Here is a 26,512-nt window from a genome sequence, read left to right on the forward strand (position 1 = left end):
TAGATGCCGTTACGGACTCTGGAAACCTGGCCCCACGGCGCAATCATGTTGGACGCGCAGCACACGCGTTTTGCCTTGTGGGCGCCAGACGCGTTTTATGTCAGCGTTGAATTGGAAAACGGCAAGTCCGTCGCCATGCTGCCCCAGGCAGATGGCTGGTTTGAAACTGAAATAGCGTGCCCGGCGGGCACGCGCTACCGCTTCAATATCGATGGGGAAATGGATGTACCCGACCCTGCCTCCAGGGCCCAGGCCGCGGATGTACACGGTTGGAGCCTGGTGGTCGACCCTCTCGCCTATCAATGGCGCCACAGCAATTGGCAGGGGCGTCCCTGGCACGAAGCCGTCATCTATGAACTGCACGTCGGCGCCATGGGCGGTTACGCCGAAATCGAAAAGCACCTGCCACGCCTGGCCGAGCTCGGGATTACCGCGATTGAGTTCATGCCGTTGGCGCAATTCCCCGGCGATCGCAACTGGGGTTATGACGGGGTCTTGCCCTACTCCCCCCAAGCCTCCTATGGCACACCTGAACAGCTCAAGCACCTGATCGACAGCGCCCACGAACATGGCATGGCGGTGATCCTCGACGTGGTCTACAACCACTTCGGGCCCGACGGCAATTACCTGGGCCAGTACGCCAAGGGCTTCTTCCAGGAAGACGTGCACACGCCATGGGGCGCGGGTATCGATTTCGATCGGCGTGAAGTGCGGGACTTTTTCCTCGATAACGCGCTGATGTGGTTGCTCGAATACCGCTTCGACGGCCTGCGCCTGGACGCCGTACACGCCATCGACAACCCGGACTTCCTCAAGGAGCTGGCGCACCGCGTTCGCGAACAAGTGGACACGGGTCGCCACGTCTGGCTGATGCTGGAAAACGAGCTCAACCAGGCCAGCCTCCTGCAGCACGATTTCGACGCGCAATGGAATGACGACTTCCACAACGTCCTGCATGTGCTGCTGACCGGCGAAACCGACGCGTATTACAGCGATTTCGCCGAAGCGCCTACCGCCAAATTGGCCCGCTGCCTGGGCGAAGGCTTTATCTACCAGGGGCACACCACTCGGCATGGCCATGAGCGTGGCGAACCCAGCGGCTACTTGCCCCCGACCGCCTTCGTGGCGTTCCTGCAAAACCACGATCAAATCGGCAACCGCGCCCTGGGCGAGCGCCTGCATCAACTCTGCTCGCCGCAAGCGCTCAAGGCGGCGACCGCCCTGCTGCTGCTGTCGCCAATGATCCCGCTGATGTTCATGGGCGATGAAGTCAACGCTGCGCAGCCGTTCCTGTTTTTCACCGACCACCATGGCGAACTGGCAGAAGCGGTGCGCGAAGGCCGACGCAATGAGTTCAAGGATTTCGCGGCATTCCAGGACCCGGAGCGACGCGAGCGCATCCCCGATCCCAATGCCCTGCCAACCTTTGTGCAGACAACGCCCAGTTTTGACGCAAACGAACACACCCAGCTCTACCGCCAGCTACTGAGCCTGCGCCATCGCCACCTCGTGCCCCATTTGCCTGGCAGCATGGCCTTGGGCGCCGAGGTGTTGGCTGAGGGTGCCGTTTGCGCCCGTTGGCGCCTGGGCAATGGCAGCGTGTTGCAGATCGACCTCAACCTGAGCGACGCGCCCCTGGATCACCCGGCTACAGCGCCGGTTCTTTTTCAAACGCCTGCCGATGCCGGCGCACACCTGCCGCCGTACAGCGCGCGTGTCACCCTATCCCCTGTTGGAGAGCACCCTTGAGCGAAGCGAACCTGGAAATCCTCGCCAGCCGAGCGGGCCTGGCCGTCGATTGGATCGACGCAAACGGCCGCCCGCAACGTGTGAAACCCGACGCCTTGCGCGCCGTTCTCAAAGGCCTGGGCCACCCGGCCGACACCGATGCCGAGATCGACGCCAGCCTGCTCGACCTGGAGCGGGTGCAACAAGACAAACACCTGCCGCCCCTGCTGACCATCGACAGTGGCGAAGGCCTGGACCTGGCCCGCTATTTCGAACCGGACACCCCGTGCCGGGTCAGCCTCGAAGACGGCGACACCCTGGAACTGCGGCTCGATGGCGACGCCGTCATGCCCGGTGTCATTGCCCTGGGCTATCACCAGGTCCACATTGCCGACCAGAGCTTTACCCTGGCCGTTGCTCCGACCCACTGCTACAGCGTGGCAGAAGCCGTCGATACCCAACCCGCCCGTGCCTGGGGCCTCAGCGCCCAACTGTACAGCCTGCGTCGCCTAGGCGATGGTGGCTTCGGCGACACCCTGGCCCTGGAGCACCTGGCCCGTTCGGCGGCCGAGCGTGGCGCCGATGCGTTGGCGATCAGCCCGATGCACGCGATGTTCAGCGCCGACACCGGGCGCTACAGCCCGTATTCGCCCTCCAGCCGGTTGTTCCTCAACAGCTTGTACGCCTCGCCGGGCTGCATCCTCGGTGAGCGCGAAGTGCGTAATGCCATCGAGGCAACAGGGCTCGCCGACGAGTTGCACGACTTGGAGCAACACACCCTGATTGACTGGCCCACTGCGGCCAAGGCCAAGCAGCGCCTGCTGCGTGCGCTGTATGAAGACTTCCGTCACGGCCACCACCCGCAACACGCCGACTTCCAGAGTTTCCGTCAGGCCGGCGGTGAAGCCCTGGAAAACCACTGCCGCTTCGAAGCGGTTCAAGCGGCCCGCGCCGCGGCAGGTGAAGACCTCGACTGGCGCCACTGGCCCGAAGCCTGGCGCACCCCGCAGAGCCCGGCGCTGGCGCAGTTCGCCGAAGACAATCGCGATGAAATCGGCTTCTTCGCCTTCAGCCAATGGCTGATTGCGCGCTGCCTTGAGCGCGCGCAACAAGCCGCGCGTGGCAGCGGCATGGGCGTCGGCCTGATCGCCGACCTGGCCGTGGGTGCCGACGGTGGCGGCAGCCAGGCCTGGAGCCGCCAGGATGAACTGCTCGCGGACCTGACCGTGGGCGCCCCGCCGGACATTCTCAACCGCGCCGGCCAGGGCTGGGGCATTTCCGCGTTCTCCCCCGAAGGCCTCAAGCGCCATGGCTTTCGCGCCTTTATCGAGATGCTGCGCGCCAACTTCGCCCATGCCGGCGGCCTGCGCATTGACCACGTAATGGGCCTGCAACGCCTGTGGGTGATTCCCATGGACGCCTCGCCCAAGGAAGGCGCCTACCTGTATTACCCGGTAGACGACCTGCTGCGCCTGCTGGCGCTGGAGTCGCACCGCCACCAGGCCATCGTGCTCGGTGAAGACCTCGGCACGGTGCCGGATGGCCTGCGCGAAAAACTCATCGCGCGCTCGATCCTGGGCATGCGCGTGCTGTTGTTCGAGCAAAACCACGACGGCCAATTCCGGCCGATCCTCGACTGGCCCGACAACGCCCTGGCCACCACCAGCACCCACGACCTGCCGACGCTCAACGGCTGGTGGCACAGCCGTGACATCGACTGGAATATCCAGCTCGGCCTGATCGATGCGCCCACCGTGGAGCAATGGAGCGAACACCGTTTGCGCGAACGCCAGGCCCTGCGTCAGGCCTTGAGCCAGGACCCGCAGAACTTCGTCGAAGAAATCCGCAATGAAACCGACCATATGATCGACGCCAGCGTGCGCTACCTCGGCCACACCCGCGCCCCCCTGGTGCTGCTGCCGCTGGAGGACGCCCTTGGCATCGAAGAGCAGGCCAACCTGCCCGGCACCACCGACACCCACCCTAATTGGCGCCGTCGCCTGGCGGGTGAGGCCTCTAGCCTGCTCGACAATGCCGGTGCCGCCCGCCGCCTCGAGCTGTTGGCCGTCGCGCGCAACCAAGCCTATGAGCGTGACCGATGAAAGCACTGCCCCTGCGCGCTACCCAGCGCCTGCAATTCCATAAAGGTTTTACCCTCGATGACGCGGTGCCCCTGGTGCCGTATTTCGCCCGGCTGGGCATCAGTCACCTGTATGCCTCGCCGCTGCTCAGCGCCCGTGCCGGCTCCATGCACGGCTACGATGTGGTCGACCCCACCAGCGTCAACCCGGAACTCGGCGGCGAGCCGGCCCTGCGCCGCCTGGTCGCCGCGCTGCGTGAACACGAGATGGGCCTGATCCTCGATATCGTCTCCAACCATATGGCCGTCGGCGGTGCCGACAACCCCTGGTGGCTGGACCTGCTGGAATGGGGGCGCCTGAGTCCCTACAGCGAGTTCTTCGATATCCAGTGGCATTCGCCCGACCCGCTGCTCAAGGGCCAACTGTTGATGCCGTTCCTCGGCAGTGACTATGGCGAAGCCCTGCAGACCGGCACCCTGACCCTGCAGTTCGATGCCGCCCATGGCACGTTCTACGTTGAGCATTACGAACACCGTTTCCCGATCTGTCCCAAGGACTACGCGGCGATCCTCGGCAGCGATGAGCTGCTTAAACCCCTGGCCGAGCGCTTCAGTGCGCTCGCCTACCAGGACGACGCCTACCATGAGGCGGCCTGGCTCAAGCAAGCGCTGGCGGAACGCGCCACCGAAGTGTTACCCGCGATCAAGGCGCGGTTGAGCGCGTTCGACGGGCGCCAGCCGGAAGGCTTCAACCGCCTGCATCAGTTGCTGGAGCAGCAGGCCTATCGCCTGGCCAGCTGGCGCACGGCGGCGGACGATATCAACTGGCGGCGCTTCTTTGATGTCAACGAACTCGGTGGCCTGCGCGTCGAGCGCACGGCAGTGTTTGAAGCCACCCATGGCAAGATTTTCGAACTGATCAGCGAAGGCCTGGTGGACGGCCTGCGCATCGACCATATCGACGGCCTGGCCGACCCGCGCGGTTACTGCCGCAAGCTGCGCCGCCGCGTGGATTCGCTGTCGCCGGAGCGGCATTTGCCGATCTTTGTCGAGAAGATCCTCGGCGAAAGCGAAACCCTGCGTGAAGACTGGCAAGTGGACGGCACCACCGGCTACGAATTCATGGACCAGCTCTCGCTGCTGCAACATCAACCGGAAGGCTTCGAGCCCTTGGCCGAGTTGTGGACCCGTCACAGCGAGCGGCCTTCGGCGTTTATCGAGGAAGCACGACTGGCACGCCAGCAGATCCTCAACGGCTCCCTCGGCGGCGACTTTGAAAGCGTGGCCCAGGCCCTGCTGCAAGTGGCCCGCGACGACGTGATGACCCGCGACCTGACCCTCGGCGCCATCCGCCGGGCCTTGCAGGAACTGATCGTGCACTTCCCGGTGTACCGCACCTATATCAGCGCGCGCGGTCGCAGTGCTGCCGACGACAAGGTGTTCCAGCAGGCCATGGACGGCGCACGCACTACCCTTGGCGAAGGCGACTGGCCGGTGCTCGAACACCTGGAAAAATGGCTCGGCGGCCAGCCTTGGCGCAACCGCCCGGTGGGCCGCGAGCGCAAGATCCTCAAGCACGCCTGCGTGCGCTTCCAGCAACTGACCTCGCCTGCTGCCGCCAAGGCGGTGGAAGACACCGCGTTCTATCGCTCAGCGGTATTGCTGTCGCGCAATGACGTGGGCTTCAGCACCGAGCAGTTCAGCGCCCCGTTGGCCGAGTTTCATGCGATCAACCAACACCGCCTGCAGACGTTCCCCGACAACCTGCTGGCCACCGCCACCCACGACCACAAGCGCGGTGAAGATACGCGTGCGCGCCTGGCCGTGCTGAGTGAGCGCGCGCCCTGGTACGCCGAGCAGGTGAACCATTGGCGCACCCTCGCCGCGCCGTTGCGGGTGGAGGCCAATACACCGTCGGCAGGCGATGAATTGATCCTCTACCAGGTCTTGCTCGGCAGTTGGCCGCTGGAACAGGGCGCTGACTTCGACGGCTATCAGCAACGCCTGTGGCAGTGGCAGCAAAAGGCCCTGCGCGAGGCCAAATTGCAGAGCAGCTGGAGCGCGCCCAACGACGCATATGAGCAAGGCGTCGAAGCCTTCCTGTCGCGGCTATTGCTCAGCGACGAAGGCCAGCCACTGCGCAGTGCCATCGGCGACGCCGCCCAGTCGATTGCCCCGGCCGGTGCCCTCAACGGCCTGGCGCAAACCTTGCTTCGCATCACCGTGCCGGGTGTGCCGGACCTGTACCAGGGCGATGAGTTCTGGGACTTCAGTCTCGTGGACCCGGACAACCGTCGCCCGGTGGATTTCAACGCACGGCAACAGGCACTGGACACCCCACCGGATATCGGCGAACTGCTGTTCAACTGGCGTGACGGGCGCATCAAGCAGGCGCTGATCGCTCAGGCACTGGCTTTGCGCAAAGCCCACCCTGAGCTGTTCCGCAGCGGCTCCTACACGCCGCTGGAAGTGGTCGGCACACACGCCGAACGGGTGGTCGCGTTCTGTCGCAAACATCAGGGTAAACGCTTGCTGGTGGTGGTACCGCGCTGGTCGCACCCCCTGCTTGAAAACGGTGTGTATCCACAGATCAATGCGCAGGTTTGGGGCGATACACGGGTGAAATTACCGTTCGCCGCGACAACTCAAAACTGGAAGGGACTTTTTCATACAGGCGCAGTCACACCAGACAAGGAGCTGTTGATCAGCACTGCCCTGGGGGATTTCCCGGTCAATGTCTTTATCAATCCTGATGATCAAGAAAGCTGAAATTTTCTGTGAGGAGCATTGTGATGAGTACTGAAGACAAACGCATTCGCGAACTGGCGCATCAGATCTGGGAGTCTGAAGGTAAACCCCACGGCGAGGACGCGCGACACTGGGAAATGGCGCGCAAACTGGCCGAAGCCGAAGCGCTGACGCCAAGCAAACCCAAGGCCGCGGCCAAGCCTAAAGCCGCGTCCAAGGCGGCAGCCAAACCCAAGGCCGCCCCGCCACCGCCGCCTAAAAAACCCAAGGCAGCACCGCGCAAGCCCGCCAGCTGACCGCCCTGTTCAGGCGCTGGCTTGCCAGCGATGGCGCTCTCAAGATCGCTATCGCCGGCAAGCCGGCTCCTATGGGGTTTTGTACGAAATTTTAGATTGATCTGACCTTGCGTCAGTACGGCCGCGTTCGGCCTGAAAAAAGACCCTCTGCAGGAGCAACTCAATGAGCAAACCCGATAAAACCCCACCGACGCCGGACAATGAGCCGTCGCGGATTCGTGAAGGTTTGCCCTTCCCGCTTGGCGCCACCTGGGATGGCCTGGGTGTCAACTTTGCACTGTTCTCGGCCAACGCCACCAAGGTGGAGCTGTGCCTGTTCGACGACTCTGGCGAAGTCGAACTGGAACGTATCGAACTCCCCGAATACACCGACGAAACCTTCCACGGCTACCTGCCCGACGCCCACCCCGGGCTGATTTACGGCTACCGCGTGTACGGTGCGTATGATCCGGCCAACGGCCACCGCTTCAACCACAACAAATTGCTGATCGACCCGTATGCCAAGCAATTGGTGGGCGAACTCAAATGGTCCGAGGCGCTGTTCGGCTACACCATCGGCCACCCGGATGACGACCTCAGCTTCGACGAGCGCGACAGCGCGCCCTTCGTGCCTAAATGCAAAGTGATCGACCCGGCGCACACTTGGGGCAACGACCAACCGGTGCGCGTGCCGTGGGACCGTACGATCATCTACGAGACCCACCTGCGCGGCATCAGCATGCGCCATCCTTCGGTCGCCGAATCCGTGCGCGGCACCTGCGCCGGGCTGATGGAAGATGACGTGCTCAAGCACATCCGCCAGCTGGGTATCTCGTCGGTGGAGCTGCTGCCAGTGCATGCCTTTGTCAATGACCAGCATCTGCTGGAAAAAGGCATGACCAACTACTGGGGCTACAACAGCATCGCGTTTTTTGCCCCCGACCCACGCTACCTGGCCAGCGGCAAGATCGCCGAGTTCAAAGAGATGGTCGCGCACCTGCACGAAGCCAAGCTCGAAGTGATCCTGGACGTGGTCTACAACCACACCGCCGAAGGCAACGAACGCGGGCCGACCCTGTCGATGCGCGGCATCGACAACGCCTCGTACTACCGCTTGATGCCGGATGACAAACGCTTCTACATCAACGACTCCGGCACCGGTAACACCCTGGACTTGAGCCACCCGTGCGTGCTGCAAATGGTGACCGACTCCCTGCGTTATTGGGCGACGGAAATGCACGTCGACGGCTTCCGCTTTGACCTGGCAACTATCCTCGGCCGCTACCGCGACGGCTTTGACGAGCGCCACAGCTTCCTCGTGGCTTGCCGCCAGGACCCAGTGCTGCGCCAGTTGAAAATGATCGCTGAGCCCTGGGACTGTGGCCCTGGCGGTTATCAGGTGGGCAACTTCCCGCCGGGCTGGGTGGAGTGGAACGACCGTTTCCGCGATACCGTGCGCGCATTCTGGAAAGGCGACGACAGCCAGTTGGCTGACTTCGCCGCCCGCATGACCGCCTCCGGCGAGATGTTCAACCACCGTGGCCGTCGCCCGTACAGCTCGGTGAACTTCATCACCGCGCACGACGGTTTCACCCTGCACGACCTGGTCTCCTACAACGACAAGCACAACGAAGCCAACGACGAAAACAATCAGGACGGCAGCAACAACAACCTGTCCTGGAACCACGGCGTCGAAGGCCCGACCGACGATCCGGAAATCAACGCACTGCGTCTGCGCCAGATGCGTAACTTCTTCGCCACGCTGCTGCTGTCCCAAGGCACGCCAATGCTGGTGGCCGGCGACGAGTTCGCCCGCACTCAGCACGGCAACAACAACGCCTACTGCCAGGACAGTGAGATCGGTTGGATCAACTGGGACCTGGACGAAGACGGCAAGGCGCTGCTCAAGTTTGTGAAACGCTTGATCAAGTTGCGCCTGGCCTACCCGATCCTGCGTCGTGGGCGCTTCCTGGTGGGCGACTACAACGAAGACATCGGCGTGAAGGACGTCACCTGGCTGGCGCCGGATGGCAACGAAATGACCACCGAACAGTGGCAAGACAGCCATGGCCGCTGCCTGGGCATGTTGATGGATGGCCGCGCCCAGGAAACCGGTATTCGCCGCCCAGGCGCCGATGCCACGTTGCTGCTGGTGGTCAATGCGCACCACGACATGGTCAACTTCCGCCTGCCGTCGGTACCAGAGGGTGAATTCTGGACCTGCATGCTCGACACCAACGAGCCTGCCGTGCGCGGCCAGGAACGCTTTGACTTTGATCACGAGTACGCGGTGACCGGCCGTTCTTTGCTACTGTTTGAACTGCAGCGCGAAGACGAGGTGTGAAATGGCTTTGCATGGATTCCTTCAGGGCTTCCGGGGCTATGCGGACACGCAAGCCTTGGGCGCGGCCCTGAGGGCGCTTCAGGAAGAAGGCCTGGACCAACTGCCCTTGCCGGGCAGCGGCCAGACATTGGCGCGGTTCAGCGGCTTGGCGCAGGTGGCAGGGCATGACCTGCGCCTGTGCAAACTGTTCGAAGGCCATACCGACGCCCTGGCAATCATCGCTGAACTCGACAGCCCCCTGCCGCCCCTGGGCAGTACGTGGGGCATGTGGGCCGCCGAGCCACCCACCGCCAAGGTGCGCGTGTACCGGAAGGGCCATCGTTTGAAGGTGCAGGGTCGCAAGGCCTGGTGCTCTGGCGCGGCGGTGGTCAGCCATGGGTTGCTGACCGCCTGGGATGAAGAGGATCGCCAACAACTGGTGGCGGTGCACATGGATCAACCTGGCGTCACCGTCACCGACGAAGGCTGGAACGCCGTGGGCATGGCCGCCACCGGCAGTGTGGAAGTGGTGTTTGACGACGCCTGGGGCCTGGCGGTGGGCGGTCCGGGGGATTACCTCGCCCGCCCGGGTTTCTGGCAAGGCGGCATCGGTATCGCCGCGTGCTGGTACGGCGCGGCGCAACGCCTGGCGGAAGTCTTGCGCGAGCAATGCAGCAAGCGCCCCGAACCCCATGCCCTCGCCCATTTGGGGGCGGTCGACAGCGCCTTGAACAGCGCCGCTTGCGTACTGCGCGCCAGCGCAGAACAGGTTGACCTCGAACCCAGGGCCAATGCCAGAGCGCTGGCTCAACAGACACGTGCCTGCATCGAAGACACCGTCGAACAGGTGATACGCCACGTTGGCCGTGCGGTCGGTGCCGGGCCCTATTGCAAGGACCCGCACTTCGCCCAACTGATGGCAGACCTGCCGGTGTATGTGCGTCAGAGTCATGCCGAGCGTGACCTTGCCGGCCTCGGCGAACTCGTCGCCGGCGATCTCACAGGGAGGTGGCAGTTATGAAACCCAATCCGATCGTGGGCCAGGGTACGCCTCTGCATCACTGGCAGGCCTCGCCCAAAATGGCCGAGCTGCCGCTTATCAGCGTCGAGCAGTTGGTGCCCGAAGGCCACCGCGCGGTGATCATCGCGCCGCACCCGGATGACGAGGTGCTGGGCTGTGGGGGCCTGATGCAGGGCCTGGCTGCGCTGGGCAGGCCGATCCAGTTGATATCCGTGACCGACGGCAGCGCCAGTCACCCCGGTTCCCGGCGTTGGCCGGTGGAGCGTTTGAGCGTGGTGCGTCCCCAAGAGTCAGCTCAGGCCCTGCATCGTCTCGGTATGCCGCTGCACAGCTTGAAATGGCTACGTGCTGGGTTTGCCGACAGCCAGGTGGCCGCGCGGGAGGAGGAACTCACCGCGTTTATCCAGCGCCACCTCAAACCCAACGACGTGGTGTTCACCACCTGGCGTGAAGACGGCCATTGCGACCATGAGGCCGTCGGCCGTGCCAGCGCCAAGGCGTCACAGGCGGTGGGTGCAACCCTGTATGAACTACCGGTATGGACCTGGCACTGGGCAACGCCCGAAAACAGCCTGGTGCCTTGGCACCGCGCGCGCAAGCTCCCGCTGAGCTGCGACGCCGTGGCCCGTAAGCGCCACGCCATTCATGCATTCGCCAGCCAATTGGAGGGCGACCCGCAGATTGGCCTGCCCCCGGTGCTCGCGCCCTATGTGGTGGAGCGTCTGTTGCAACCCTTTGAAGTGATATTCGTATGAGTGTGGCCACGCCTTACTTCGACCAATTGTTCGCCGAGAACGACGACCCCTGGGCCTTTCGCCAACGCTGGTATGAACGGCGCAAACGCGCGATGACCCTGGCCATGCTCACACGGCCCCGCTACGCCTCGGTGTTTGAACCCGGTTGCGCCAACGGCGAGCTGAGCTTCGAGCTGGCGCCGCGCTGCGATCGCCTGCTGTGCTGCGACACCGCTTCGGCCGCCGTGGCCCTGGCACGCAGTCGCCTGCTGGGATTCCCCTACGCTGAAGTACAACAAAGTCGCTTGCCCGAGCAATGGCCGACCGGTCAGTTCGAGCTGATCGTATTGAGCGAGTTGTGCTACTACCTCGACGCCGATGACCTGTGCGAACTGGTCGATAGAGCCCGCGCCTCGCTGAGCGCCAATGGCCAGCTCCTGGCCTGCCACTGGCGCCCGCCGATTGAAGGTTGCCCGCAAACGGCCGAGCAGGTACACGCCCTGCTCCATGAGCGCCTGGACCTGCCACGCGTCGCCAGCCATCACGAACACGACTTCCTTCTCGACCTGTGGAGCCGCGACGGCACATCGGTTGCCACCCTCGAGGGCCTGCGATGATCGGCATTCTGATCCCGGTACACAACGAAGAGGCGTTGCTGGGCGACTGCCTGAAAGCGGCACTGATCGCAGCCAGCCACCCCGGGTTATTGGGGGAAGACGTTAACATCCTGGTGATACTCGACAGTTGCAGTGACGCCAGTGCCGCCATTGCCCGGGCCTACCCTGTGCAGTGCCTGGAAGCCCAGGCGCGCAACGTGGGGCACGTGCGCGGCGTTGGCGCCCGGCACCTGCTCAATCAGGGCGCGCGCTGGATCTCCTGCACCGACGCCGACAGCCGGGTAGCCCCGGATTGGCTGGTGGCGCAGTTGGCGCTGGGGGTGGACGCGGTGTGTGGCACCGTCACCGTGGATGCATGGAGCGAAGGGTTCGACCCCGCCGCCCAGATTCGTTACCAACAAGGCTATGAGGCCCGTGACGGTCATCGGCATATCCACGGGGCCAACCTGGGAGTGAGCGCCGGTGCCTACGTGCGTGCCGGCGGCTTCGAACCCCTGGCCTGCCATGAGGATGTGCAATTGGTGCGCAACCTGGAACTGTGCGGCGCCTCCATCGCCTGGAGCCACGCCCCGCAGGTGATCACCAGTGCGCGCCTGGACGCCCGTACACAAGGCGGCTTCGGCGATTATTTGAAGAGCCTGATGCTCGCGACGTGAAAAAAACGGCATTACAGAATGTAAAACCCGCCAATCCTTGTCTATGCTGATGACGCCTTGCTGGCGTTCCAAGGTTGGAATGCCATGCAGCCACTGCAGCGGAGCCTGTGGTGGATACAAGAGCGTCGTCCCGTCAACGGGGTACGACCCAGCATCAATCGACAAGGATGTGACACCCCATGAAGCTTGCTTCCTTAAGCGACGGCCGTCGCGGCCCTGCGCAAATCTGGAACAGCGCCCCGCAGTTGGCGCAGATCCCGCCCATCGCGCCATCATCACTGGTGCCGCCTGGCGCGCGCGTGGTGATCATCGCGCCTCACCCCGGCGACGAAGTGCTGGCCTGCGGCGGTTTGCTGCAGTTGCTCAGTACGCTGGAACACCCCTTGCAGCTGATCTCCATCACGGATGGCAGTGCCAGCCATCCTGGCTCTAACGTGTGGCCGGCGGCCCGCTTGAGCGTGGTGCGCCCTCAGGAAAGTGTCGAGGCCCTGCGCCGCCTGGGCATGCCGTTGCACAGTTTGAAATGGATCCGTGGCGGCTTCTGCGACAACGCCCTCGCCGCCCGCGAGCCGCAGTTGAGTCAATTCATCGCGCGCTACCTGCAGCCTGGCGACGTGGTATTCAGCACCTGGCGCAACGACGGCAATGACGACCATGACGCGGTCGGCCGGGCCAGCGCCAACGCCTGCAGCCTGGTGGGCGCGCAGTTGTATGAATTGCCGATCTGGGCCTGGCACTGGCCGGCCCGTGAAGGCGCGATCATCCCTTGGCAGCGAGCGCGCAAGGTGCGCCTGGACACCTGGACGGTGGCGCGCAAACTGCACGCCGCCCATGCCTATGCCAGCCAACTGGCCGGTGACCCGGAGATCGGCCTGGCGCCCATGTTGGCCCAGGTGCTGCTGGAGCGGATGCGCGAGCCTTACGAGATCGTGCTGGCGTAGCACCCACTTGTCTATACCTGTTATTTCTGACAGTAGCGGCCTGCCGAATGTGTGGCTATGGTGGAAAAAGCGCTGCACGGGTTCATGTGCAGTCGAGAAAGCCATGCCAACCCTTTGCATTGGCCGGTGTTTTCAGAAAAGGGTAAGCGCAGTCCCTGATCCGTATCGCGCGTCACGTTGTCATGGTCTAACCCGCGCCTGTACAGGTGCCGGGACAACTATCCCTCGAATGAGGACGGATCATGCGCGTACGGACACTCTCCTGGTTGTACCCGATCGTCATGGCGACGTTGCCGCTGGCCTCTTATGGGGCCTGCACCATCAACAACAGTGCCGGCGATGACACTTCCACTTGCGACAGCGCCACTGCGCCGGGGTTTACCGACACGGCAGGCAATAACACCCTCAATATCACCGCGACAGGCCGGGTCACTGGTAACGTGACCTTTGGGGCCGGCAACGATCTGGTGGATGTGAACGGTCCGAGTGCGGGGATCGACGGGAACCTCGACCAGGGCGACGGTGCGAATATATTTCGGCTCAACGTGGGGAGCGTTACCGGCTCCGTCACTCAAGGCGCGGGCGCTGATGTGGTGCAGATCAGCGGCGGTCAAGCCGGTGCCATCCGCCAAGGGGCGGGTATCGACAACTTTGCCATGAGCGGAGGAGAAATCGCGTCACTCGAACAAGGTGATGGCCTGGACGACTTTTTCATGAACGCCGGTCGGATCATCGGCGCATTCGAGGACGGTGACCGCGCCAGGATGACGGGCGGCAGCATTGGCCGCGTCGACATGAAGCTCGATAACAACATTTTCGATATGTCCGGCGGCCAAATCATCGGCAACCTGGTGACCGGCTTTGGCAACGACACCATCCTGATCTCCGGCACCTCGTTTGTGGGCGGCAATATCAGCGTCAGCGGCGGCGACGATCAGGTGACTGTCTCGGGTGGCGAGGTGAACGGGCAGATACTGCTCAGCTTCGGCAATGACCAATTTATCTGGTCGGGGGGGAACCTGCATTCGTCCGTGCTGGCGGGTGCAGGAAACGATAACGCATTGCTGCAGAACCTGGTTGGCTCACAATTGGCAGCAGCGCAGCTGATTGATGGCGGCCTAGGCGTCGATACCCTGACCCTGGACAACACCGAGGCCGGGGACCCAAGCCTATTGACCAACTGGGAAACCATGCAGATGGATAACGGCTCCAAGCTGCACCTGGGCGGCACACTCAAGCTGGGTGACAGTGCAACCGGTACCGGCACACTGAGCCTGGACGGTACAAGCACACTCTTGGCGAGCACGGGCGTGATCGAAGCCTTTACCGCCGGCCAGTTGGTGACGGTCAACAACAGCGGCTTGATCGACATGACCACGGGCAGTACCAGCACCAGCGACACGTTGACCATCCGGGGCAACTACACCGGCAACGGCGCGCAGCTTGCGCTGCAAAGCGTGCTGGGAGGCGATGGTTCACCCAGCGACAAACTGGTAATCGACGGAGGGAAATTCGACGGCACCACGGCAATCAGCGTCACCAACCTGGCGGGCGCCGGCGCGGCGACGTTGCAGGACGGTATTCAAGTGGTCCAGGCACTCAATGGCGCCAGTGGCAGCGCCGGTTCCTTTAACCTGGCAGGCCCGGTGTCCGCCGGTGCGTTCGACTACCGCCTGTTCAAGGGCGGTGTAACAGCGGGCACGGCAGAGAACTACTACCTGCGCTCGACGGTGCCGGTGCAGCCTCCTGGCCCGGTGATTACCGTCCCCTTGCCCAGTCCCGGCGAGGCGCCCTTGCCCGATAACCCAGGCAACACGCCAATTCCCATCTACCGTCAGGAAGTACCGATTTACGCGGCTATTTTTCCGGCGGCTGACCAGATCGTGCGGAACACGCTGAGCACTTATCACGAGCGCATGGGTGACCAGAGCCAGCAACAGACTGGCGATGTACGCGCAGCTTGGGGCCGGGTCTACGGCGGTAGCAGTCGTCAGGGTTTCGCCGGGACGGTGAGCCCGACGCTGGACAGCAGCGTCACGGGCTTCCAGGTCGGTAGTGATGTTTATGTCAGCACCAACGGTAGTGGCCAGACCCAACACGCAGGCATCTTCTTCGGCCATATAACCCTGACAGGCAACGTCAAAGGCTTCAACGGTGGTTGGCAGGACCTGGACGCCGGCAAGACCACCCTGCGTGGTGACAGCCTGGGTTTTTACTGGACTTTCATCGGGGCCAATCAAGCGTATGTGGACCTGGTGTTGATGGGCACCCGCTTCAATGGCAACAACGAATCGGACCGTGGCGTGAAGATGAAAACCCGTGGGCGTAATGTCACTGCCTCCGCGGAAGTCGGCTGGCCGCTGCAGGTCACTCAGAGATGGATCGTCGAGCCCCAGGTTCAAATGGTCGCGGGCAAGAACCGGCTCGACAGCCAGAACGACGGTATTTCCGACGTCAAATATGACGCCGACACCAGTGTCACTTCCCGCCTGGGTGTAAGGCTGCGCGGTGACTACCACGTCGGTGGCCGGCCCTTGCAGCCCTATGTGCGCGCCAACGTCTGGCACGCCAGTGCGGGGGACAACCGTGTGATCTATAACGATGCCACCCGTATCGACACCGAGCAGAAATCCACCACGATGGAGGTCAGCCTGGGGGCCACCTTACAGGTTGCCAAAGACGTGAGCCTGTACGGCGAACTCGGTTACGACCGCAATCTGGACAGCAACACCTTCAACGGCCGCGCAGGCACATTGGGGGTAAGGATGGCGTTCTAGGTTTGTATCGCAGTGTGTACAGAGCCCACTGCGATACACCGTCTTTAACTGCGCGAGTTTCCTGAAACAGGCCAGATACAGCCAGGGGTTCAACTGAGCATCCAGCACACATCCCGCCGCAGGAGGCTCGCCATGCACACTCAGTTGATTCGTCGCACCCACCCCCTTTTCCTGGCCGCTGCCCTGGCGCAATTCGGCATCCTGGGCATGGCTCACGCCGAAATGCCCGAGGCACCGACCAAGGCTGTCGCCATTACACACACTGCGTTCGGCGCCCTCAAGCACGTCAAGGCCGGGCTGCTCGACGTGGCCTACGCCGAAGTCGGCCCGGCCACCGGCCCGGTGGTGATCCTGCTGCACGGTTGGCCCTACGACATCGACAGCTACGCCCAGGTCGCGCCGTTGCTGGCGGCCAAGGGTTATCGCGTGCTGATCCCCTACGCCCGGGGTTATGGCGACACGCGCTTCCTTTCGGACAAGACCGTGCGCAACGGCCAGCCGGCAGCGCTGGCCAGTGACGTGATCGACTTCATGGACGCGCTGAAGATCAAGCAAGCCGTGCTCGGCGGCTACGACTGGGGCGCTCGCTCGGCGGACATCGTCTCGGCGCTGTGGCCGGAACGGGTCAAGGCACTGGTGTCGGTCAGCGGCTACCTGATCGGCAACCAGGCGGCGGGCAAGAACCCACTGCCGCCCAAAGCCGAGCTGCAGTGGTGGTACCAGTTTTACTTCGCCACCGAGCGTGGCGCAGCGGGCTATCAGAAAAACACCCACGACTTCGCCAAGCTGATCTGGCAACTGGCGTCGCCGCAGTGGAAGTTCGATGACGCCACGTTCGACCGCAGCGCCAAGGGCCTGGAGAACCCGGACCACGTGGCGATCACCCTGTACAACTACCGCTGGCGCCTGGGCCTGGTCCAGGGCGAGACGAAATACGACCCACTGGAACAGAAGCTCGCCCAGGCGCCATCCATCAGCGTGCCGACCATTACCCTGGAAGGCGACGCCAACGGCGCACCGCACCCGCAGCCTGAGGACTACGCCAAGCGCTTTACCGGCCAATATGCGTTCCGCCTGATCACCGGTGGCGTTGGCCACAACCTGCCACAGGAAGCGCCAGAGGCGTTTGCCAAGGCAGTCATTGATGCGGATCACCTGTGACCGAGTGCTTCGCCTTCCCCCATTGGGCGCCTTGATAGCGTGATAATGGGTAGGCAACCCCCAGCCAGATAAACCAGGCCGGCATCACGCACAGCGCCAGGCGTGTATCCGGCCGCAACGCCAGCAGGCCCAGCACAAACGCGAGAAACGCCAGGGAGAACCAGGCCATCGGCACGCCGCCGGGCATCTTGTAGACGGATTTGGCGTGCAGGTCCGGGCGTTTCTTGCGGTAGGCGATGTAGGACGCGAGGATGGTCGACCAGGTAAATATCACCAGGATCGCCGACACCGTCGACACGATGGTGAAGGCGGTCATCACCTCCGGCACCACAAACAGCAACACCAGCCCCAGCAGCATCAGCAGGGAGGTAAAAGCCAGGCTGATAAACGGCACGCTGTTGTTCGACAGTCGCCGGAAGATACCCGGCGCATCACCCAGGTCGGCCAACCCGAACAACATGCGGCTGGCAGAAAATACCCCGCTGTTGGCAGACGACGCTGCCGACGTCAGCACCACGAAATTCACGATACCCGCCGCAGCCGGAAACCCCGCCACCAGGAACAACTCGACAAATGGGCTCTTGCTCGGCGACACCTGCTGCCATGACGTCACCGCGATGATGCACGCCAGGGCGAGCACATAGAACAGGATAATGCGCAGCGGGATCGAGTTGATCGCCTTGGGCAGCGTCTTCTCCGGCGCGCGGGCTTCAGCAGCGGCCGTGCCGATCAGCTCGGTGCCGGCAAAGGAAAAGATCGCCATCTGGAACCCGGCGAAAAAGCCGAACACGCCATTGGGAAACGCCGCCTGTTTATCCAGCAAGTGGGTCAACGACGCGGTGACTCCGGTGGGCGAGACAAACGAACTGGCGATCAGCACCCCACTCACGCCAATCAAGGTCACCACGGCGATGATCTTGATGATCGCGAACCAGAACTCCACTTCGCCGAACAGCCTGACCGTCAGCACATTCAACGCGAACAGCGTCAACAACATGCCCACCGCCGGCATCCAGGCCGGCACATTGGGGAACCAGTACTGGAAAAAACCGCCAACCACCACTGCGTCTCCCACCACAGCCACGCTCCAACTCAACCAGTACGACCAGCCGAGAAAGAACGCCGCGCGTGGCCCCAGGTAGGCACCGGCAAAGTCCGCGAAGCTCTTGAAGTTGAGGTTCGACAGCAGCAACTCGCCCATGGCGCGCATGACGAAATACACGAAGAGCCCGATGATCATGTAGATCAGGATGATCGAGGTGCCAGACAGCGCGATGATCTTGCCGGAGCCCATGAACAGGCCGGTGCCGATCGCCCCGCCCATGGCCATCAACTGGATGTGGCGGTTGCTCAGGGTGCGTTGCAACGCAGGCTTTTCATAAAGCCTGGACGTGGTTGTTTTCATCACAAAACCTCTTGTTATGTTTTTGAGTTTTGGCAGAAAAAAAGTTGAGCGATCGTTGTTATTGGCGGTTGCTTTCAAACCCGTGCAGCACGTTGACGGCATTGATGCCGATCTCATCGACCATGTAGCCGCCTTCCATCACGAACAACGTGGGCACGCCGACGCTGGCGATGATTGCGCCCATGCCGAGAAAGTCCTGGCTGTCGAGAAGGAAGTGGCTGATGGGGTCGTCCTTGAAGGTGTCTACACCCAGGGAGATCACCAGCACCTCGGGGGCAAACTGGCGCAGTTGCTGGCAGGCGTCGGTCAGGGCGGTTTGGTAACGGGCCCAGGTGGTGTTTTTCGGCAACGGGTAATTCAGGTTGAAGCCCTCTCCTGCGCCTGCGCCGCGTTCACTGCTGGCGCCGGAAAAATACGGGTAGGACACCGACGGGTCGCCGTGCAGGGAAATGAACATCACGTCCGGACGGTCGTAGAAAATAGTCTGCGTGCCGTTGCCATGGTGAAAGTCCACATCCAGCACCGCCACACGCTTGGCGCCCTGGGTGATGGCGCGCTGCGCGGCAATCGCGGCGTTGTTGAGGTAGCAATAACCGCCCATGTACTCGCGGGCGGCGTGATGGCCTGGTGGGCGGCACAGGGCAAAGGCACTGTCGTGGCCTTCATCGAGCAGCGCGAGGCCGGTCAACGCGATGTCGGCGCTGGTTTTGACGGCCTCCCAGGTGGTGCGAGTGATCGGTGAGCCGGCGTCCATCGCAAAGAAACCAAGCTTGCCATCAATGAAGTCGGGCACCTGTTGGTTGGCCAGGTCGCGTACCGGCCACACCAGGGGCAATGCGTCATGACTGCGGCCGAGGGCGGTCCACTCGGCCCAGGCCGTTTCGAGGAATGCCACGTAGCGCTCACTGTGGGCGGCGACGTAGCAGGCTCGGTCAAAACGGCGCGGCGTGATGATATCGCCCAGGCCTACCTGCCTGACGCGGTCACGCACGGTGTCGGCGCGGCTCGGTTGTTCGAACGAGGGCTTGAGCACACCGTCCTTGAGTTCGGTGCCATGGTGCAAACGGTGGGCTTCGCTGAAAACGGTCAACATGTGAGGGTATCCGCCAGTAAAAGACAGGCTCTATTTTGTTCGGGCGGCGGCGGGCTTTCTTTGCTTTTATTTACGGCACTGTTAGGTTTATCGGGAATTCTTTCCTACGCAGCCGACGATTATGAAAAATAAATCCAGACAGGTCGTTCTTGATGACACCGATCTCGCCATCCTCGCCCTGCTGCAGGCAGACGCCAGTATTTCCAATGCGCAACTCAGTGAACGCCTGTCTCTGAGCCTCACGCCCTGTTGGCGCCGACGCAAACGCCTGGAAGAAGAAGGTGTGATCAAGGACTACCAGGCCAACCTGGACCGCAAGCTGCTCGGACTGGACATCATGGCATTCGTGCATGTGCGTTTTGCGATCCACACCGACCACGCGCCCGACGCCTTCGAGGCGGTGGTAAAAGAACTGCCGCAGGTGTTGTCGTGCCACAAGATCACCGGGGACGCCGATTATTTGCTGCAGGTGCTGGCGGAAGATCTGGACAGCTACAGCGAGTTCGTCGAGAGCGTGTTGCGGCGGCAGTTGGGGATTGCGTCGATACAGTCGAGCCTGGCGTTGCGTGAGGTGAAGGCGACGAGCCGGGTGGCGATTGCCAAGCGCGAATGATCGAAGCGGCGGCGGCCAGTGTTTGGAGGGGCTGTGGCCAAATGCCGCCATCCAGATGTGAAAAATTCGTTAACTAATGATCTCCAAAGGCTTTTTCCCACAGATTTGTTCTGGCACACTGATGCGAATAATTATCAACATCTTTATTATTCGCTAGGGACGGCGTTCGGGGAGAGTCAGTTCCATGTCAGTGCAACAACACGGCGGCAAAGGTTTTTCACTCAATTTGATGGCGTTGGCCGTCTGTCTTGCAAGCTCAGCGGCGGTGTCTGCCGCTGATGCCCAGGCACCCGCCACCACGCTTGAACTGGGGGCCACGCAAATCTCCGGCGACGAGCAATTGGGCGAAACCACCGAAGGCACGCAGTCCTATACCACCGGCGCGATGAAAACGGCGACCAAGCTGCCATTGACCCTGCGTGAAACCCCGCAAGCCGTCACGGTCATTACGCGCCAGCGTATGGATGACCAGGCGATGACCAGCATCAATGATGTGGTCAAGGCCACACCTGGGTTGTTCCTGAATTTCTCCAGCGGTCCTGGTCGACAGTCCTATACATCGCGCGGTTTCGACATCGACAACCTGATGTACGACGGCATTCCCAGCGGCTACAACGGCGTTTCAGTGGGCGCCCAGCCAAACCTGGCGATGTTCGATCGTGTTGAGATCGTGCGGGGTGCCACCGGTTTGGTAACCGGCGCGGGCAACCCTTCGGCGGCCATCAACCTGGTGCGCAAACGGCCACTGGACGAGCAGAAAGTCACCCTCACCGGCGCCGCCGGCAGCTGGGACGACTACCGTGGCGAACTCGACGCCTCCAGCCCTCTCAACGACAGTGGCACGTGGCGCGGTCGGGTCGTCACCTCTTACCGCGATGCCAACAGCTTCATCGACAACGCCGAGGATTATCACGGGCTGTTCTACGCCGTCACCGAAGCCGACCTGAGCGAAGACACCAACCTGACCCTCGGTTTCTCCAACCAGAAAGACAAGACCAATTACTTCTGGGGCTCGTCGATGGTCGGCCAGGATGGCCATCACCTGAACCTGCCGCGCTCCTACAACCCCGGCACCGATTGGGAAAACAAGGATCAGGAGATCAACACGGTATTCGCCGAACTGCGTCAGCAACTGGCTTATGACTGGAAACTGCAGGTCAACGCCAACTACGCCGAGCAAAACGCATTGTTCTCCGGCTCTTACCAGTCGCGCTGGGTCAACAACACACTGGCACGCACGGTCTACCAGGCGGCTTACGATGAAAACCAGGCCGGTATTGACGCGTTTGCCAGCGGCCCCTTCCAGGCGTTCGGGCGTACTCATGAACTGGTCGTTGGCGCCAGCCGCCGCATCTACGACATGACCACCCACAACTACAGCCCCTACAACCTGAACTGGCCGCTCACGGCGGGCAAACCAGACTTCGTCCACACCACCAATGACCGTGACGTCACGACTCAGGACGGGTTCTACGTCACCACGCGCCTGAATCTGGCTGACCCTTTGAAGCTGATCCTCGGCGGGCGCCTGGACTGGTATGACTACGACGCCCACGGCAGCAATGACGGCGACTACAAGGTGACTCGCAACCTCACCCGCTACGCCGGCCTGATCTACGACCTGGACGACCATCACTCGGTCTACGTCAGCTACAGCGATATCTTCACCCCCCAGAGCGAAAAAGACACCTCCGGCAGCCCGCTCAAGCCCATCGTCGGCAAGAACTACGAGGTGGGTATCAAGGGTGAATACCTGGGGGGTGCGCTCAACGCGAGCGTGGCGCTGTTCCGCGTCGACCAGGAAAACCGTGCCGTGGGCGTGACAGTCGCAAACTGCCCGCAGGCCTCCTGCTCTGTGGCCTCCGGCGAGATTCGCAGCCAGGGCATCGACTTCGAACTGCAAGGCGCCCTGACCGAGAACTGGCAGGTCGGCGGTGGCTACACCTACGCGCGCACGCACACCATCAAGGACGACGCCAACCCGCAGAAGGTCAACAAGCAGTTCGACACCGACACGCCGGAACACCTGTTCAAACTGACCACCAATTACCACTTCCAGGGCTCGCTGGAAAAACTCCGCGTGGGTGGCAACGTCTCCTGGCAGAGCCGCATGTACAACGACTTCAAAGTCGCAGATGGCAGCACCTACCGCCTCCAGCAAGGCGCCTACGCTGTCACCGACCTGATGGCCGGTTACCAGGTCAACCAGCACCTGGACCTGCAGCTCAATGCCAATAACATCTTCGACCGCCGCTACTACCAGTCCATCTCCAACTCTGTGAGCTATGGCGGTGATTCCTACGGCAACCCGCGCAATATGATGCTGACGGCCAAGTACAGCTTCTGATTCTCCTCCCGATAAACGGCTACCCGCTTGGGTAGCCGCTCTAAAGTCCCGCCTCTTGTTGCCGATACACGTTTGGCATCACAGAATCCAATAAAAACCAAGAAATCCCTGATTCGCTCCACCCTGCCCCTCGCTTTCTTTCGGCCAGACCACATGGAGTCAGTGTGAATGCCCACTCGCACGCGTTTTTTCGAGCACTACCGCAAAGCCGACCGCATCATGCTGGCGTTGGTCTGGCTGATGTTCCTGTTTTCCCTGGGCCTGGCGTTCTGGCACGACACCTTGATACAGGCCGCGATAGTCGGCGGTGGGACCAGCGTGGTGCTGACCGCGCTTTACCGCGCCATCGGTGGCACCCGTGTCATGCGCTGCGCGCTCGGCGCGGGCCTGATGGTCATGGCGGCATTGCATATCAACCAGGCCCAGGGCTTGATCGAAGCGCACTTCGGCATCTTCGCGTTGCTCGCGGTGCTGACGTTTTACCGTGACTGGCTGCCGATCCTGGTGGCGGCGGCCACCATCGCCGTGCACCACGTGGTTTTCCATGCGCTGCAACATCAAGGTTTTCCAGTGTTCGTGATGGAACACCACGGCGGCTGGACCATGGTGTTCGTGCATGCGTTCTACGTGGTGATGGAGACCGTCGCCCTGCTCTACCTGGCCGTGCACAGCCAGGCCGAAGCGGTCGAGAGCCAGGAAATGCTCGAGAAGATGCTGGCGGTCACTTCCCAGCTCACCGTTGAAACCGCCCAAGGCGACCAGGGCAAGACCCACGTCTCCCTCGCCAAGCGTTTCGACCATTTTCTGCATCAGTTGACCGGCCTGATCGACGGCGTCGCCCGTGACTCCCACGGCCTTGGCCAACTCGGCCAGGAATTGGCCAGCGCCAGCGGCACCCTGGAAAAAGGCGCACGGCACCAACTGGCGCAAATCACCGAGATGAGCGGCTCGATGCAGCGCATGGAAGACGCCATGGGCCACATTGCCGTGCACGTCGAGCAAGCGGTGGATCATGCCGGCAAGGCCAGCCAACAGATCCTGCGCGGCCAGGAAAGCGTCGGCCGCGCCCAGCAGGAAATCACTCAGCTGGCCACGCGCCTCAGCGGCACCCACGACACGGTGCAGGGCCTGGCCCTGCAAACCGAACAGATCGGCACCGTGCTTGAAGTGATCAGCAGCATTGCCAACCAGACCAACCTCCTGGCCCTCAACGCCGCCATCGAAGCCGCCCGCGCCGGCGAGCAAGGCCGTGGCTTCGCCGTGGTTGCCGACGAAGTGCGCAACCTGGCGCAACGCACGGCGATATCCACCCAGGAAATCAAAACCATCATCGAAGGCCTGCAACACGGCAGCCGGCAGGCGGTGCAAGCCATGCATGATAGCCGCGAGGGCGTAGAGCGCTGCGTGGAGGACAGCCAGGTGGCCGTTGACATGCTGCGCGCAGTGGGCGACGACATCGCCCACATCGATGACCTCAATGGCCGTATCGTGACCACAACCCGCGAGCAGACCACGGCGAACCAGGAGATTGTCGGGCGTCTGCAGTCGGTGCAGAGCATTGCGCAAAGCACCGCGGACGATGTGGAAACCCTGGCACGCAGCAGCGAGCGGTTGCCGCCGATCGCGGTGCGCCTGGATGCGCTGGGTAGGAGGTTTCACCCCTAGGCTGGGTGGGCGTCGCCCCTGCAATCACACGCCAAAGTTGAACGCGATGGAGATCCGTGGCCTTGTGCCGTCGTAACGCCGTACCGCGTGCATCAGCCAGGACGGAAACATGACGAGTGTCCCGCTGGTAGCCACGCATGTGCTGCTGAACCCGGCCGTCAGGCAATCTTCAACGCGCATTCGCAGCGACGGGTTGTAGGTCGATGCAATCATCCCGCGCGGGTCGATGAATTCCAGGTCACCGCCGACGGCTGCATCCTCCTCCCTGCCGCCGGTGTCGACCCAGTAAACACCCGACCAAAAGGCGCCGGGATGCCCATGCAGCGCGTTGCTATGACCCGCTTCATTCACATTGACCCACGCATTGAGTTTCCACTCGAAACCAGGCTCGATGAACCCAAGGTCCGCGTGGTTAACCGCCGTCAGTTGGGTCGCGAACTCGGTCGCAAACTGCACTAACGCCATGCAGGCTTCCCCGCCCCACTGCGAAAAATCATCGGCCGACTGCCAACCGCCGTCATTGCTGCGCTGCGCACCGAGAATATCGCTCGCCCTCCGTGCTGCGACGATCGCCCTGAGCTCAGCGTTGAGTCGTTGCGCGTTGGGATACTGGACACTCGCCAGCGGGGTTGCGAATAGCCGCCTGATGGTTATCAACTCAGGGTCCAACCGAATATTGCTCGACTGCATGGAGGGCTCATCACGTTCTGTCAGTTTCAACAAACCTTATCGAACTCAAAGCGTTAGCGATGTAAACCATTGTTAAAGTGTTAGGGAGAACTGCACAGCCCGCCTGCTGCGCACGTTCGCCCCTTGCCCGACCTGGCCCAATTCCTGCGTCTGTCACTACAACCAAGTCACTACAACCAGGTCGCTACAACCAGGTCGCTACTGACTACGCGGACGACTCTTTTGAGCCCCGCCGCCCAAGTGCCTGCCCCGATAATCAGTCATCCCCCCAGCTATCCCGAGGCCTTCCCCTATGACGAGCCCCTCCACCGAACAGGTCAGCCCCCAAACCCTGCGCAAGGTCATCATCGCCGCCGGCATCGGCAACTTCGTCGAGTGGTTTGACTTCGCCGTCTACGGTTTCCTCGCCACCACCATCGCCCAGCAATTCTTCCCCAGCGGTGATGCCAGCGCGGCGTTGCTGAAGACCTTCGCGGTGTTTGCCGTGGCCTTCGCCTTCCGGCCCCTGGGCGGTATTTTCTTCGGCATGCTCGGCGATCGCATCGGCCGCAAACGCACGCTGGCCATGACGATCCTGCTGATGGCCGGCGCTACAACCTTGATTGGCCTGCTGCCCACCTACGCCGCCATTGGGGTGGCGGCGCCGATTCTGCTGTCGCTGATCCGTTGTGCCCAAGGCTTCTCCGCCGGCGGTGAATACGCCGGAGCCTGCGCCTACCTGATGGAACATGCGCCGAGTGACAAACGCGCCTGGTACGGCAGCTTTGTACCGGTATCGACGTTTTCCGCCTTCGCTGCCGCCGCCGTGGTGGCGTACGCCCTTGAGGCATCGTTATCTGCCGAAGCCATGGGCAGTTGGGGCTGGCGCCTGCCGTTCCTGATCGCCGCGCCGTTGGGCCTGGTAGGGCTTTATCTGCGCTGGAAGCTGCACGAGACGCCCGCATTCCAGGCCGCGAAGCAGGAACACGCAGTCGCCCACTCGCCACTCAAGGAAACCTTGCGCAACCATGGTGCAGCGATCTGCTGCCTGGGCGCTTTTGTGTCACTCACGGCGCTGTCGTTTTATATGTTCACCACCTACTTCGCGACGTACCTGCAGGTGGCGGGTGGGTTGAATCGAGCGATGGCGTTGCTGGTGTCGCTGATCGCGCTGATTTTCGCAGCGGTGATTTGCCCGCTGGCGGGGTGGTATTCGGACCGCGTGGGGCGTCGTGTCACGGTGATCACCGCGTGCGTGCTGTTGATTGTGGTGGTGTACCCGTCATTCCTGATGGCCAGTTCCGGATCGTTTGCGGCATCCATTGTCGGCGTGATGCTACTGGCGGTAGGCGCGGTGTTGTGCGGCGTGGTCACGGCGGCGTTGCTCTCAGAGACTTTCCCGACGCGCACGCGCTACACCGCCTCGGCGATTACCTACAACATGGCGTACACCCTCTTCGGCGGCACCGCCCCGCTGGTGGCTACCTGGTTGATCAGCACCACAGGAAGCAACCTGTCACCGGCGTTTTACCTGATAGCCGTGGCGCTGCTGGCATTGGCAGGCGGTTTGGCGCTGCCGGAGACATCAAGGATTTCCCTGCATGACGTGGGCACGGAGTCAAAAGACGCCGAACCGGTGCTTTCGCGGTATTGACCTGT

General features: G+C 62.4%; 19 protein-coding genes. 16 read left to right on the top strand and 3 right to left on the bottom strand.

Annotated features, from left to right (window positions below; translation table 11 throughout):
* The first annotated feature begins 3 nt into the window (after positions 1–3).
* The 12 genes from treZ (at position 4) to KUA23_RS16190 (ending at position 17,061) form a co-directional block, all read left to right on the top strand.
* Positions 4–1,749 (top strand): malto-oligosyltrehalose trehalohydrolase, encoded by a 1,746-nt coding sequence (gene treZ / locus KUA23_RS16135; protein WP_346356338.1) that lies wholly within the window; start codon positions 4–6, stop codon positions 1,747–1,749.
* Positions 1,746–3,830, top strand: a complete 2,085-nt coding sequence (gene malQ, locus KUA23_RS16140; protein ID WP_100490571.1) for a 4-alpha-glucanotransferase — start codon at positions 1,746–1,748, stop codon at positions 3,828–3,830. Before treZ ends, malQ begins: the two co-directional genes overlap by 4 nt.
* Complete coding sequence (locus tag KUA23_RS16145) at positions 3,827–6,577, top strand: malto-oligosyltrehalose synthase (protein ID WP_252992398.1); 2,751 nt, start codon at positions 3,827–3,829, stop codon at positions 6,575–6,577. The genes malQ and KUA23_RS16145 overlap by 4 nt, the downstream gene beginning before the upstream one ends.
* Before the next feature lie 23 nt (positions 6,578–6,600).
* A complete protein-coding gene (locus tag KUA23_RS16150; protein WP_252992399.1) occupies positions 6,601–6,852 on the top strand; it encodes a DUF2934 domain-containing protein in 252 nt (83 codons plus the stop codon).
* Between the two features lie 163 nt (positions 6,853–7,015).
* Positions 7,016–9,175 (top strand): glycogen debranching protein GlgX, encoded by a 2,160-nt coding sequence (gene glgX, locus KUA23_RS16155; protein WP_078048626.1) that lies wholly within the window; start codon positions 7,016–7,018, stop codon positions 9,173–9,175.
* 1 nt (position 9,176) lies between these two features.
* Positions 9,177–10,175: an acyl-CoA dehydrogenase family protein gene (locus KUA23_RS16160; protein WP_252992400.1), complete on the top strand. Its 999-nt coding sequence runs from the start codon at positions 9,177–9,179 to the stop codon at positions 10,173–10,175.
* Complete coding sequence (locus KUA23_RS16165; protein WP_078048628.1) at positions 10,172–10,930, top strand: PIG-L deacetylase family protein; 759 nt, start codon at positions 10,172–10,174, stop codon at positions 10,928–10,930. Before KUA23_RS16160 ends, KUA23_RS16165 begins: the two co-directional genes overlap by 4 nt.
* On the top strand, positions 10,927–11,526 hold the full coding sequence (locus KUA23_RS16170) for an SAM-dependent methyltransferase (protein WP_100490568.1): 600 nt from the start codon (positions 10,927–10,929) through the stop codon (positions 11,524–11,526). The genes KUA23_RS16165 and KUA23_RS16170 overlap by 4 nt, the downstream gene beginning before the upstream one ends.
* A complete protein-coding gene (locus KUA23_RS16175) occupies positions 11,523–12,182 on the top strand; it encodes a glycosyltransferase family 2 protein (RefSeq protein ID WP_252992401.1) in 660 nt (219 codons plus the stop codon). Before KUA23_RS16170 ends, KUA23_RS16175 begins: the two co-directional genes overlap by 4 nt.
* A 179-nt stretch (positions 12,183–12,361) precedes the next feature.
* A complete protein-coding gene (locus KUA23_RS16180; RefSeq protein ID WP_078048631.1) occupies positions 12,362–13,123 on the top strand; it encodes a PIG-L deacetylase family protein in 762 nt (253 codons plus the stop codon).
* A gap of 242 nt (positions 13,124–13,365) precedes the next feature.
* On the top strand, positions 13,366–15,900 hold the full coding sequence (locus tag KUA23_RS16185) for an autotransporter family protein (protein ID WP_252992402.1): 2,535 nt from the start codon (positions 13,366–13,368) through the stop codon (positions 15,898–15,900).
* Between the two features lie 132 nt (positions 15,901–16,032).
* Complete coding sequence (locus tag KUA23_RS16190; RefSeq protein ID WP_252992403.1) at positions 16,033–17,061, top strand: alpha/beta fold hydrolase; 1,029 nt, start codon at positions 16,033–16,035, stop codon at positions 17,059–17,061.
* Here KUA23_RS16190 and KUA23_RS16195 read toward each other — a convergent pair.
* Together KUA23_RS16195 and KUA23_RS16200 are read right to left on the bottom strand one after the other, a co-directional pair.
* Positions 17,039–18,466 carry an amino acid permease gene (locus KUA23_RS16195; RefSeq protein ID WP_252992404.1) on the bottom strand — a complete coding sequence of 476 codons (1,428 nt, stop codon included), beginning with the start codon at positions 18,464–18,466 and terminating at the stop codon, positions 17,039–17,041. The genes KUA23_RS16190 and KUA23_RS16195 overlap by 23 nt on opposite strands.
* A 58-nt stretch (positions 18,467–18,524) precedes the next feature.
* Positions 18,525–19,559: a histone deacetylase family protein gene (locus KUA23_RS16200; RefSeq protein WP_078048635.1), complete on the bottom strand. Its 1,035-nt coding sequence runs from the start codon at positions 19,557–19,559 to the stop codon at positions 18,525–18,527.
* 121 nt (positions 19,560–19,680) lie between these two features.
* Between KUA23_RS16200 and KUA23_RS16205 the strand changes: the two genes are divergently transcribed.
* From KUA23_RS16205 to KUA23_RS16215, 3 genes are all read left to right on the top strand, one after another.
* On the top strand, positions 19,681–20,172 hold the full coding sequence (locus KUA23_RS16205) for an Lrp/AsnC family transcriptional regulator (protein WP_078048636.1): 492 nt from the start codon (positions 19,681–19,683) through the stop codon (positions 20,170–20,172).
* Positions 20,173–20,356: 184 nt separating this feature from the next.
* The gene (locus KUA23_RS16210; RefSeq protein ID WP_252992405.1) at positions 20,357–22,519 is read left to right on the top strand and encodes a TonB-dependent siderophore receptor; all 2,163 of its coding nucleotides are present in this window, start codon (positions 20,357–20,359) and stop codon (positions 22,517–22,519) included.
* A gap of 168 nt (positions 22,520–22,687) precedes the next feature.
* Complete coding sequence (locus KUA23_RS16215; protein WP_306428739.1) at positions 22,688–24,184, top strand: methyl-accepting chemotaxis protein; 1,497 nt, start codon at positions 22,688–22,690, stop codon at positions 24,182–24,184.
* Positions 24,185–24,208: 24 nt separating this feature from the next.
* Here the strand turns inward: KUA23_RS16215 and KUA23_RS16220 are convergent, their stop codons facing one another.
* Complete coding sequence (locus KUA23_RS16220; RefSeq protein WP_252992406.1) at positions 24,209–24,874, bottom strand: TIGR02466 family protein; 666 nt, start codon at positions 24,872–24,874, stop codon at positions 24,209–24,211.
* Between the two features lie 292 nt (positions 24,875–25,166).
* Between KUA23_RS16220 and KUA23_RS16225 the strand changes: the two genes are divergently transcribed.
* Positions 25,167–26,507, top strand: a complete 1,341-nt coding sequence (locus tag KUA23_RS16225; RefSeq protein WP_252992407.1) for an MFS transporter — start codon at positions 25,167–25,169, stop codon at positions 26,505–26,507.
* The last annotated feature ends 5 nt before the right edge of the window (positions 26,508–26,512 follow it).

It is taken from the genome of Pseudomonas pergaminensis (genome assembly GCF_024112395.2).
Classification (GTDB): Bacteria; Pseudomonadota; Gammaproteobacteria; order Pseudomonadales; family Pseudomonadaceae; genus Aquipseudomonas; species Aquipseudomonas pergaminensis.